This window comes from Mariniflexile sp., from assembly GCF_041583155.1.
Classification (GTDB): Bacteria; Bacteroidota; Bacteroidia; order Flavobacteriales; family Flavobacteriaceae; genus Mariniflexile.
Map to the genome: position 1 here is coordinate 28,192 of NZ_JBFHGK010000005.1, position 12,750 is coordinate 40,941.

Annotated in this window: 7 protein-coding genes; 1 reads left to right on the plus strand and 6 read right to left on the minus strand. The window is 33.4% G+C overall.

Translation table 11 applies throughout. The features are described from left to right. Positions 1–258: 258 nt before the first annotated feature. The 4 genes from ABYI63_RS02915 to ABYI63_RS02930 form a co-directional block, all read right to left on the minus strand. Positions 259–5,142, minus strand: a complete 4,884-nt coding sequence (locus tag ABYI63_RS02915) for a choice-of-anchor L domain-containing protein (protein WP_372753256.1) — start codon at positions 5,140–5,142, stop codon at positions 259–261. Positions 5,143–5,324: 182 nt separating this feature from the next. Then, a complete protein-coding gene (locus ABYI63_RS02920; RefSeq protein ID WP_372753258.1) occupies positions 5,325–8,057 on the minus strand; it encodes a T9SS type B sorting domain-containing protein in 2,733 nt (910 codons plus the stop codon). Positions 8,058–8,081: 24 nt separating this feature from the next. Beyond that, positions 8,082–8,906 carry an ABC transporter permease gene (locus ABYI63_RS02925; protein WP_372753260.1) on the minus strand — a complete coding sequence of 275 codons (825 nt, stop codon included), beginning with the start codon at positions 8,904–8,906 and terminating at the stop codon, positions 8,082–8,084. An 18-nt stretch (positions 8,907–8,924) separates the two neighbouring features. Continuing rightward, a complete protein-coding gene (locus ABYI63_RS02930; protein ID WP_372753262.1) occupies positions 8,925–9,821 on the minus strand; it encodes an ABC transporter ATP-binding protein in 897 nt (298 codons plus the stop codon). A gap of 270 nt (positions 9,822–10,091) precedes the next feature. Here ABYI63_RS02930 and ABYI63_RS02935 point away from each other — a divergent pair, with 270 nt between their 5' ends. Further along, positions 10,092–11,159 (plus strand): hypothetical protein, encoded by a 1,068-nt coding sequence (locus ABYI63_RS02935; RefSeq protein WP_372753264.1) that lies wholly within the window; start codon positions 10,092–10,094, stop codon positions 11,157–11,159. Between the two features lie 7 nt (positions 11,160–11,166). Here the strand turns inward: ABYI63_RS02935 and ABYI63_RS02940 are convergent, their stop codons facing one another. Both ABYI63_RS02940 and ABYI63_RS02945 read right to left on the minus strand, forming a co-directional pair. Then, complete coding sequence (locus ABYI63_RS02940) at positions 11,167–11,685, minus strand: hypothetical protein (protein WP_372753266.1); 519 nt, start codon at positions 11,683–11,685, stop codon at positions 11,167–11,169. Between the two features lie 37 nt (positions 11,686–11,722). Then, a complete protein-coding gene (locus ABYI63_RS02945; protein ID WP_372753268.1) occupies positions 11,723–12,739 on the minus strand; it encodes a COX15/CtaA family protein in 1,017 nt (338 codons plus the stop codon). Between the last annotated feature and the right edge of the window lie 11 nt (positions 12,740–12,750).

Sequence of the window (12,750 nt, forward strand, 5' to 3'; positions counted from 1 at the left end):
TGGCTAAAGCCTAGAGTAGATATTAAAAGAATTAGAACAAAAAATAATTTATTTAAGATGTTATATTTCAAAGTTAAGAAACTTAAAAAAGTTATTGTTTAATACATTTTAAAACTAAACAATTACTAATTTATATTATTTTGTTAAACTTAGACTGAAAAAAAGCTGTCTGGTTTAATCTTTTTAGATGAAAAGATCAAAATAGCCAGTTATATGCAAAATCATAATCTTTATATCAAGATAAGTAGTTGTTCAGATTTATCGTTTTAATGTAAAATGCCCTTTTAACTCGAACGCTTCTCCATTTTGAATTACTTTGGCAACATACCAATAGTCATCGGAAGGCATGTTTTCGCCATTATAAGTGCCATCCCAACCAATAGCCGTGTGTAATAAGGTTTTTAGTAATTTACCATGCCTGTTATAAATATAAACAACCGTTCCTGGAAGTTGGTTGATTCCAATAATGTGCCAAGTATCAAAATAACTATCGTTGTTTGGGGTAAAGAATTTTGGAATATCTATAACGACTACCTCGGTAATTACATCTTCACAACCATTCAAATCTCGAATGGTTACAGAATGAACACCAAAAGTAACATTATTAAATACATTAGAGGTTTGTGGTTCTCCGTCGTCCAATATATAAACATAATTTCCAATACCATCAATGTCTACAGTTATGCTGTTTGGGTCAGCAAAATCTACCGTAGTTGTAAAGTTTAGTCTTGCAGATTCAGATTCAACGACCTTAAATGATTTTGTGTAAGAACAATTATTTGAAATAATATGAGGAGTAGTAACAGTTACTGAATAGTCGCCTATTTGAGAGGCATCATTCAAAATTATTTGAGATGTTGTCGCTCCTGTAGACCAAAAGTAGGTATCATTGGGGTTGCCAGTGTAAGCATCTATAACTAAAGGCACAGCATTATTGCATAAAGGGACAATATCATTTATTGGTATTACAGGTAATGGATTAATTCGAGTTGCAAATTGGGTAATGTCAAAACATCCCGTATTATTATTTTGAATTCTGGCATAAATAACTTCACCGTTTACAGCTGCATGCCTATTATTTAGTCTATTTGAAGGCCGTTCAGCGTCTTCCCAAGAGCTATAATAGCTTATGGTGTGTGTATTAGCATCTTGAGTTCCAAGAATATCGTTTTGTGCTAAAGATAAATCGAAAATTAAAATACCGTCAAAATCGTCGTCACATTCAATTAAATCAGGGCTTGTGTTGGCAATTGGGTTTTGGTTTATTTGTAAGTTAAAAGGACGTACAAAATAGCAGCCGTTTGTGTCCGATGTTACTCTTGTAAATAAGTCATGATTGCTTGCGGTATAGTTAAATGTATACCCTATAGGGTTTTCACCAAGGTTTGCATCGGACTGATTAACGTGGTAGGATATGGTAACACCATCAATATTATCTACAACCATTGTGTTTACTAACGATAAATCATAGGTATCTGTATCATTGTCACAAATTGGAATAATTCCTAAGGCGTTTGTGGGCGGTGGTAAATTTACTTGAAGTTGTAAAGGTATCACACTAAAGCATCCTGTTAAAGTATTTGCAACTTTAATATAAACAGTTTTAGAATTTGAAATGAAAGCAGTAGGGTTGGTTATTTCATTTGAATTATCTAACCCATTACTATAATTAATGTCGTTTTCCGTTTCAAAATAATTTATAATCAAATTACTCTTTACTCTGTCTTTAATTTCAAAGTCAGCTTGTTCTAAATTAAAAGTGGTAAATCCATCATAATCGGAATCACATGCCACTAAAGGCGCAGTAACAGGGGTAATATCTGGAGCGGCAACAATATTAATGCCTAATTCTTCAATTAAGAAACAGAAAGAATCATTGCTTTCAATCCTAACAAATATAGTTTGCGGATTTGTAGCATTCGTGTATTGGTCTGGTAAAGCTGCGCCTTTAGTTTCTGCTGCATACCGTGTTAAGTGAAATGAAATGTTTAAATCTTCAATTGCTCCTTGTTTTATTTCAGTTCGCTTGTCATTCAGATTAAATTGATGTTTTCCTGTGTTGCTGGATTCATCACATATCAAGTAATTTTCAAAATTTAAATTATAAACCGGATCTGGTGATACTTGAATAATAAATGAACTAGTGCCAAAACAAGTTGCATCTGTAATGTTTTCCACCTTAACATATATGGTTTGAGTACGGGATTTATTGCGATATAGCGTGTTTTTTGGAATAGGAATTGTTAATGCAGCATCTTCAAAATACAACACTTCTTTACCTATTTGTCCGTTTAAAATTTCAGTGTCTTTTTCAGATAATAAAAAATCGGCCGTATCTCCACCGTTAGGGACACACAATTGATAATCACTTATAACTGGAAAATTAGGCAATGTATTTACAATAACTTCAAAAGTCTCTATTGCGAAACATCTAGTTGATGAAATTGTATCTTGAACCCGAATATACAAGGTTTGTGTATTGGAGTTATAAGTGTCTAATTGGGTGTTAGCAATTGGTTTTTCACCTGAATTAGCATCTTCCAATGTGGTATGTACGCTAATATTTAAATTGGTTTTGTCGCTTACAGCTTCATCAATTTTATCATTTAAATTTATAATAGAATAGCCATCTTGGTCGTCATCACAAATAATAATATCTGTAGGTTGATTGGTAGACGGTGCTAATATAACTTCTATTTCAAATGAATTAATTGTAAAACATGTTATGCCATTCGAAGTGCTTTCAATACGAGCGAAAAATTCTTGTATACCAGATGAAGCATAAAATTGAGGGAGTTCATTGATGTTGTTTTCTGCATCTTGCTGTGAAATAAAATAGGATACTTCAAAATTAGTATTACCGTTGGTAACTGTATCGTTTAAAGACTGTAAATCAATATCTACTATACCGTCATCATCTGTATCACAATAGGGAAGTGGATTGGCAGGTTCAAAAAGTAATATTGGATTTATTAAAAGGGTGATTTCAGACATCTCAAAACATCCTGTGTCAGTATTCTCAATTTTTATATATAAAACCTTTGGACTAGTTGTATAATAAGGTGTGTTTTTGGGGATGGCAACTCCGTTGGTATCTCTATCTTCTTCAGTATCATAAAATGTTACAGAAATAGGAAATGGTAATGGGTTGCCCTCCTCATCGGTTGCAATTTCTTGTTCAATAGCGTTAAGAGAAAAGGGCATGGTATCCGAGTTGTCATCATTATTGTCACATAATGCGTAATCTCCTGTATTGGTTGCTGTTAATAATAAATTTGTATGAATTTCTAATTCAACTAAAGAAGCACATCCGGTTGTGTCATCTTCAACTCTAACAAATATAGTTCGAAAGCCTGGCTCTGATTGTGGATTGGTGAATTCGTAGGAGTTTGGGTTAGAAATGGGATTAATGTCGTTTACCGCATCATCGTAGCTTTCATGAAATGTCGTTGTTACGTTTGATAAACCATTTTCGATATCGGTTAATGTATCATTTAAATTGAAAACAGCATTGCCATTGTGGTCTGTGTCACAAGCATCTAAATATCTTGTATCTTTATTTATTATTGGACTTATAGTAACAGATACATCCAAAGTCGTGGTGCTAAAACAACCTGTTAAGGTATTTACAATGCGCGGATAAACTGTTAAGTTATAGGGAGAAGTAGCATTATAATAGGGAGATTCTAATGGATTAGTTCCCGAATTAGCATCAGCTGCGGAAGTGTGGTAGGTTACTATTAAATTGCTATCTCCATTGGTAATTTCATCATCCTTATCAGTAAAATGCATGAAAGTAATGCCGTCAGTAAACTCATCACTATCGCATACTTCTAAAGGTGTAGGTGTGGTAATATTTGGAAGTGCATTAACAATTAAATTAAAGGTTGTATATGCAAAACAATTAGTATTAGGGTCTATAATTCTAACGTGAATGGTTTGAGGACTTAAGGTATGGGAAAACGCAGAAGTTTGAGGGTTGTTGTTATTGCGCGCATCACTTTCTGATAAATGATAGCTAAAATTGTAGCTTGAAAATGTATTTCCTACAACAGCTCTAACATCATTGTCTTTTAGTGTAAGATTGAAAGTTCGGCTGCCAGTACCGTTACTATCACATAATTCAAAATTAGAAATTGTGTCAATTTGTTCTTCTGTATTTAAAACCACATTAATTTCGTCTTCTTCAACGCAGTTACTATTATTAAAAGGAACTGAAACTTCCACTTTATAGTTGCCAGATTCACTAACATTTAAAGTAGGTGTGTTGGCTCCAGGAATTAAAACGCCATTATGATACCAAGCATAAGAAGCTAGTGCATTCTGTATATCTGCATCTAAAACTGTAGAACTTACACATGTTGAAATATCTGGACCTAAATCTAATATTTTGAAGCTATTACCTTCTATAAACACGGCTGAATCTAAGGTGCCGTCAATTTGGTCGGCTATAATTAATTTAATACGATATTGCACATTCGGAATTATAGACGTTGAAGCTGTAAGCACCGTTGTTCTGCCGTTATAATTGGTATCCGGATTTCCATAAGAATCGAAGTACTGAGCATTTTGTGCTGCACAAATAGGGCCTGTACTTCCATATATTTCTTCATGGATGGTATTCGTATTAACGGGAGTATTTGCTGTACCTGGAACTATGGCAATGTTTCGGAAGGGATTTGTTGAATTTGCCTCTTTAATTAGAAATACGAAGCCATCTGAAAACTGACAAGGATTGGTTCCATAATATTCTTCTGAAGCAAGTAAATAATTAAATTGTAATTGGTTGGATATGGAAACAAGATCAAATTCTATTGAGGTTGCGTTTAAAGTACGGTTAATTCCTAAAGCGGTTTCTAAGTCTGTGTCTGTTCCCCAGTTTGAACTTCCTTCACTTAGAATAGGTGTTTTAATACCGTTACCACCAGATTCAGCATTCCCAGTAGAAAGCATGATTCCATTTTCAAAAGGGAAATTAGAGCTACCTCTTTCAAAATATGCAAAACTGGGAAATCCATATGAATTGCCATTAACAGATGATGAAATATTCGTTATATTAACACAGCTATTTTTAACAAGATTATTTTCTATAAGTTCTTGTAAACCAACCGAGCTATCAACAATTATTTGTTGAGCACACATGATAAAACTGCTACAAAATAGCAGCAAAAAAAGAAAGTGGTTATGTAGGCTTTTTTTCACTGTGCTTTATTTGGGTAAAACTTTGTGGATAAGAATCATTATTTTTGAAAATTAGTTAAAATTGAAATGAAACCCAAAAAAACAAGTTGATTAACAAGTTTAAAGGTTTTAATGGGAAATTATTATCGTTTTAAAGTAAAATGATTTTTAAACAATCTACCATCTTGAAGTTGTACCGTAAACCAATAATCATCTGTAGGAACTAATTCACCATTAATTCTACCATTCCAGCCTTCAGCTAACGGACTAAGTTCTTTTATAAGTTTACCAAACCTATTGAAAATTAGTATTTTAGTGTTAGGTTGAAACATGCTTGAAACGCCATAAACTTGCCATGTATCGTTAAAACCATCTCCATTAGGAGTGAAAAATTTGGGGAAACCAATAACGGAAACAGCCTCGGTGGTTATTCCACAATCATTTTTAACATCCTTTACATTTACATTGTAAATGCCTGGTTTCACATTATCAAAGTAATTGTCTTCTTGGAATGCTCTAATTTGAATATTGAATTCATCATACAAAGCATATTCGTAAGTACCTTCCCCAGTAACCAAAACGGTTATGGTGTTATTTTTTGTTGTAACATCCTCAATATTTATAGCTTCTATAGTGGCAATATTAGAAGGGTTTACCGTAATAGTTCTGGATTTTGAACAACCATTAGCATTGGTGATTTCCACAGTATAAATACCTATTTGATTAATTTGAATGTTATGGCTCGTTTCTCCGGTAGACCAACGATAGCTGTAATTGGATATAGGCTCATTTTGAATACCGGAATCAATTATAATGGTTTCTGGGTACCTGTTTAAACAATATAAATTTTCTGTTTCGGGTTCAATATCAGGTAATTTATTAACTTTTAAATAAACATTTTTAATCCCAAAACAACTATTGTCACTTTCAATTCTTGCATAAATTAATTGAGAGTACGGAGTTGTATTTATAAATGTTGCACCTAATTTATTCTGTTCTAAAATAGCATCATCAAATGTTTTGTAGAAAGAAACAGACAATAAAGTGGTGTAAGTAACTTGTATTTCGCTTGCTATATCATCCAAGTTAAAGGTGTTTATACCATCCTCCGAATCAAGTTCATCGCATAATGGAGTTGGTGTGAAATCTTCAAATAATGAAGTTGTAACATTTAATGAAAGTACAGAGGTGTCATAACATTCAGTTACGTTATCATACACTTTGGCATAAACAGGTTTCGGGTTATTTGCATTAAAACTATAGGAAGTACTATCGGTTATTTCATCAGTTAGGGAAATATCTCTAAAAAACTTAACCGACAAACCAGGAACATTACCGGTTAAACCGTCATTGGCTTCGGTTAAATTAAATCTAGTAAATCCTCCAACAATACCGTCTTCATCACATTGCGTCAATGTGTAATCATAGGCAATAGGGTTTTCCTTGTAAGACACATAGGCAACGCCTTCTAAAGTGTTATCACAATCACCTGTATTAGGGTCAATAAAAACTTTATAAAATCCGTCTTCCGTAATTTCAAGTTCATTCACGGAGTTGGATAGTAATACATCATTTCGGGACCAGGTATAAGATGCACCTGGAATTTCTTCAGCTTTTAAAGTATAGCTGTCGCCTTCACATAATATAAGCTCAGTGGATTCTATCGTTGACGAGTTTCTAATAATATCAATTTTTTCAGAGAAAAAGGAGGTTATAAACGGGGGGAGCCCTTGTCGGGCATTATTACTTAAGGCAAAGCTATTGTGGGTATAATTACAAGCAGTACCAATGTTATTTGGAGCATTTATTACAGAAAGATAAGGTAATCCTTGTTCGTAACTGGCATTCATTGACCTGTATATTTTGCCATTAGGCCCTAATTGAAGTCCGCCTCTATATGTTACTCGATGATCTAAAACAACTTCACTAGCGCTAATATCTGGGGCAGTGATATTATATTGTAATAAGGCACCATATTGATTGGTTGGAAAATTATCTTCATCTCTTGTTATTTGATAATACGTTGTAACATAAAGCAGTTTGTTGTTTTGTGAAAATTCAACACCGTATGAATATTGAGGCTTGGTTCCGTTATTAGAAAAATTAATTTTAATAGGTTTTTCGTTACTAACTTTTCCGGTGGTTTTATCAAAATCGTACAGAAATAATCCGGAACTAGAGTTAGAGCACACAAGCTTAGTGCCATCTGGAGATAATTTTAAATAGCCTCTAGCATCCGTTGCATTTGTTGTAAATGTAGAAGTTACAGGTGTGGTGTTTAAACCGGTTGCTGTAACCTCATAAGAGAAAAATGTATTGTGTGTGCCGTTACTATTGTTGGGCGCAAAGGTGATAACCCAAATAGATTCGCTTATACAATCTTTTACCACGGCGGTTACCTTTTCGGAGCTGTCTGGAAGCAAATTAATGTTTTTTACCATCACGCTTCCTAGACCACCATCTTGTGTTAAATCGACTATTGAATAATTAAAACCAAGATCAGTATCGTTGTTGGCTACCTCCGTATCTACCGTGAAAATGTAATAAATATTGGGGTCTTTAGGTTTTGGAACCACAATGGCAGATTGTGTACTAGAAGGGTCTCCGAACAGTCCATAACCATTTATCATCATTTCATGGTTTTTATTGTATACGGTTAAACCATCGGTATAAAATAGCAAGTCTCCGTTCTCGTCCGATATGGTGGTACAACCTTCTATAGTGTTTAATTGACCATCAGTTAACTCGGTAACTGATCCGTCAGCATTAAATTGTATACCTGCATTATCCCCAAAATACCAATTGGATGCTTCTTTCTGACCATAGCAAAACAAGCCTAAACCTAAAATTAAGATTGTAAATATTCTTTGTATCATACCTAACAAAGCTATTAAAAGATATTACAAATCTCGTTTTTTTAACAAACTGTACGATAAAAAGATGAATATAGCAGTCCAACCTAAAACGATAGCAATTTCATGCCAATGTACGGCATAGTCGTAAGCTAAATCCATTTTGTCAGGAAACTTGGTCATAGCGATCCGTTGGAAGGGTTGTTCAATTAAATTATACATGGATTTTAGTGGAAAAAAGTCTTGAATTTTTCCTGCAAAATCGACGTCTGTTTTCCAAGTTATTAGGCCGAAAATCAACCATTCTACAATAAATAGAATAAATAAGAATGCTAAGGCAAAAGCCGATCGTTTAGCAAGCATTCCTAAGAAAAGACACAAACTAAAAAAGCCAGTCAATTTTACAAAATAGGCTACCAAATAATTAGTTTCTCTAATGATGATAGAAATTTCGTTATAGCTGGAGTAATATAGACCAATACAAATGGAAATGATGCTAATCAATACAGTGGAAACCAATGAAAAAAATACGATGGTATAAAATTTAGAGAGTATAAACTCTTTTTTACTTAATCCATCTATCAGGTTTTGTTTTAGGGTTTTATTACTGTATTCATTCCCAATCATACTAACAACAACAATAGCAAAAAAGAATTTGAATTGCGATGCAAAAAAGGTTGTTAAGTGCCAAATTATAGGGAAGTTGAATATGCCTAATTCCCCTAACTCTAAAGTGAAAAAGCCAAAGAAATTAATTTTTAATGATGAAAGTAGGATTACAAAAAAGGGAAGGATGAACGATATGAAAATAAGAATTTTGCTAGTTCTGCTAAGTAATAATTTTTGTAATTCTAAGTTTAAAAGTCGGAACATGTGTCGGTTTTTGTTTCGTTAGATGGTATCGGTTAGTTGCAAAAATTGCTCTTCTAAACTTTCTTTACGTTGTACTAAATGAGTAAGTATGATGCCTTTTTCAAAAAGCATTTTATTAAAATCGTCCGATTTCATAGGTTCATTTAAAAAGGCGGTTATTAACCCATCGGTTACTTTAATTTTGCTAAATGCAGAATTGTTTTCTATAAGTTGAATTAACTCTTCATGTTGGTTTGTTTTTAACTCGAAAAACCCATGACTAGAAATCATTTCATCCACACGACCTGAATATAATTTTTCACCTTTACGAAGTACCACTACATGTGAACATACTTTTTCAACTTCATCAAGTAAGTGCGATGCCAATAAAATGGTAGTGCCTTTGGCTGCAATTTGTTTTATAATTTCCCTAATTTGATGAATACCTTGTGGGTCTAAACCATTAGTTGGTTCGTCTAGTATTAAAATTTCGGGATCGTTAAGTAGGGCAGATGCGATGGCTAAACGTTGTTTCATACCCAATGAATAGGTGCTGAATTTGCTGTGTTTTCGTTCTAAAAGACCGACTATTTGAAGTTTTTCATCAATTTTGCTAAAGTCTACACCTTTTATCTTACAAACTAATTTTAGGTTTTGGGTTGCCGACATATACGGGTAAAAGTTTGGACGCTCTATAATAGCGCCAACTTTTTTTAAGGCATCGTGGGTGTTAACCGTGCCGTTAAACCATTTAAAGTCGCCGCTGGTTTTGTTTACAACACTTAAAACAATGCCTAATGTTGTAGATTTTCCGCTGCCATTTGGCCCTAAAATGCCATAGACGTTGCCTTTGTTTATTGTGAAAGATAAATTGTTTACGGCTATTAAATTTCCAAATTTTTTGGTGAGATTACTTATGGTTAGTATCGGTTCCAAATTGTAATGTTTTTTGTAGAACACAAATTCTACGATTGATTAGTTACTAAAGTAGGACGATTGATTGAAAGTTTTGTTACATGTATGTTAAAATTTTGATTGGTTTTTTTTGCGTTAGGGATTGCAGCGGAAAGCCCACAGCGACGCAGGAGCGAGGACTTGTAGTGTAAAGCCCGACCCTTGTGGTAACGCCCAATTTGATAAATTATATTTTAAAAAGTTGTTGAATTTGCTATTAAAAAGCTTTAAATTTGGAATAATATAAATTATATGCAAGATTTAAAAATTTCGAAACGCAAGCCTTCGTACACGATTTCATCGGAGCTAAGCGAATACCTGACAGAGTACAATAGAAACATAGAATTGCCAATTTTTTATGATGATTTGTTACGTTTTCAAGGTTCGATTGTAGTTTATGACAAAGATGATAATGATACTTTATGGGTACGGGTGTATTACAATGAATTTGATAGAAAGGATATTGAAACGTCTTTAAAAAAGGTGTATACTATTTTGCATTCGGATGGAAATGAAAGCACCATCCCTTTTTTAAGTGTTGATGCGATTGATTTTTGTACGTTCGGAAATTCGAAGCCTTTTAGAATTAAAATAAGGAATATACTTAATGATAATTTCACCTATTTCTATATTAAGATTGCTGATGCTTCGCGTATCTACGGTTTGGAATTAGAGCATATATTATCGCCTTATAATCTGAATTTTTTAGTATATAGAGACACTTTAATTGAAGAACATATTGCCGGAATACCGGGTGATGAGTTTATATTAAACTTTCTTCCTAAATGCGATAAATCGGAAAAAGCTCAAATTGCAAAAGAGTTTGTGAAATTTAATGAGCGTTGCATGATTAGGCTTTTGGGAGACATGCGTTCGTACAATTATGTGATTGTGCCTACCCATGATTTTGACCAAGTTGTTTATAAAATAAGAGCCATCGATTTTGATCAGCAATCCTATGAAGGAAAGTTTAATATATATCGACCACAGTTTTTTAAAGAGAATAAGAAAATGGTGGAGTTGGTTTCTGAAACGTTTCAAAAACTATCTATTGATCAATATAAAATTGAAGAACGTTCAATTTTAGTGAAACGTTTGAAAAGTTATTCTATACGAATTCACAAGTTGTTGGATTGTATGGCTAATGATACCATATCCAATGAAGATAACGTGAAGCTGTTGAAGCAAACAATTTACGATTACACCAAGGATAAGCAATTCAAGAAATGTAAAAACATGGGCGAAATACTTAAAAACGCCTTAGTTTATTTGAACCAGAATTATGAAAATGTGAAGCCAAAAATGAATTATTATGAGTAAGCTGGTATTAATTCCAGTTTTCGTCAAAATCTAAGTTATCATAATCTTCTATATCTAAATCGTCTTCAAATTCGTCGAATTCATCAAATTCTTCTTCAAAATCGAAGTCTTTTTCTGGAGCTATATCAGGAATTTGTCCGTGAATAAACATAACATTTGGGTAGTCTACGCCGGACGTTTCTTCAACAATATCGGCTAATTCTACAAAAAACGTCCACATGCTTAAAAAGTCGTAAACGTAAATTAGTTTTGTTTGCGATTCATGAAGAACTTCATTAAGAGTGGTTTCACTCATTAAACGTGCTGAACCTTCTTCATCACTTAAATCGAATAATGATATTTCTTCACCCTGGTTCCATTGGTTATCACTTAAATAGAATGATGCCATTTCGGTACCATCAAATCCGAAGGATTGGGTTATGATGTTATGTAAATCTTCAAGAGTATCGGTTTCACGAACTTCTAAATCGCGGAACACATCATCGTCAACATCGTTATCAAGTATAACTCTAAATCTGTAAATCATGGCTAAAAAATATTATGCAAATGTATGTTTTTTTATATTATTTAGAAAAACGATGTAAAGTAAATGTCATGATACTTAATAAGAAAAATGCACCCACTTGATGTACAACACCTAACCATACTGGCACCTGTAATAAAATGGTGAAAACACCCAATAAAAATTGAACGACTACCATAATTAAAAGTCCATTGATGCCTTTAATCTGCAGATTTGTAAGATTCAATTTTTTTGATTTTTGCCAAATGATTATGATAGATATAACTACTACATAAGCAAGTATTCGGTGTACAAATTGTACACCACTTTTACCTTCTATAAAGTTTTTATACAAGGGTGTTTGTTCAATATATACAGTTTCGTGCATAAACTTACCTTCACTCATCATAGGCCAATGGTTGTGAATAAAACCTGCATCCAAACCTGCAACAAAGGCACCATAAATAATTTGAAGCATTAAAATGGCTAGCCCCCATCTCACAACATTTCTAAAAGGTATGTTGATTCTTTTTTTGTTTGGGAATATTAAATCCAATGCCACCCAAAAGGTGTATGCAAAGGTTACGAAAGCTGTGGTTAAATGTGCGGCTAACCTGTAATGACTTACATCTGGATTGTCCACCAAACCACTTTTTACCATATACCAACCCATAAACCCTTGAAAGGCCCCCATACAAAGTAAAACAATGCACTTTTTGATGGTAGGTTTTGAAAGTTGTTTTTTAATTAAAAAATATAAAAAAGGTAACAGAAAAACCACGCCAATAAAACGACCAATGAGGCGATGAAACCATTCCCAAAAATAAATATCTTTAAAGTCTTGAAGATTAAAATGGTTGTTAAGTTTTTTGTATTCTGGGTATTGCTTGTACAAATCGAAAGCTTCCTGCCATTCGGTTTCATTCATGGGAGGTAAAGTGCCAGAAATTAGTTTATAGTTAGAAATGGACAATCCAGAATGCGTAAGCCTAGTTATGCCCCCAACTACTACCATTATAAAAATTAGAAAACATCCTGTTAGTAGCCATAAAATGACTTTTTTATTGTCTTTTTCCATTTTCTGTCTGG

Excerpts from the sequence above, each read along its gene's own strand:
- ABYI63_RS02915 (WP_372753256.1), bottom strand. The coding sequence starts at position 5,142 with ATGTGTGCTCAACAAATAATTGTTGATAGCTCGGTTGGTTTACAAGAA.
- ABYI63_RS02920 (WP_372753258.1), bottom strand. The coding sequence starts at position 8,057 with ATGATACAAAGAATATTTACAATCTTAATTTTAGGTTTAGGCTTGTTT.
- ABYI63_RS02925 (WP_372753260.1), bottom strand. The coding sequence starts at position 8,906 with ATGTTCCGACTTTTAAACTTAGAATTACAAAAATTATTACTTAGCAGA.
- ABYI63_RS02935 (WP_372753264.1), top strand. The coding sequence starts at position 10,092 with ATGCAAGATTTAAAAATTTCGAAACGCAAGCCTTCGTACACGATTTCA.
- ABYI63_RS02940 (WP_372753266.1), bottom strand. The coding sequence starts at position 11,685 with ATGATTTACAGATTTAGAGTTATACTTGATAACGATGTTGACGATGAT.
- ABYI63_RS02945 (WP_372753268.1), bottom strand. The coding sequence starts at position 12,739 with ATGGAAAAAGACAATAAAAAAGTCATTTTATGGCTACTAACAGGATGT.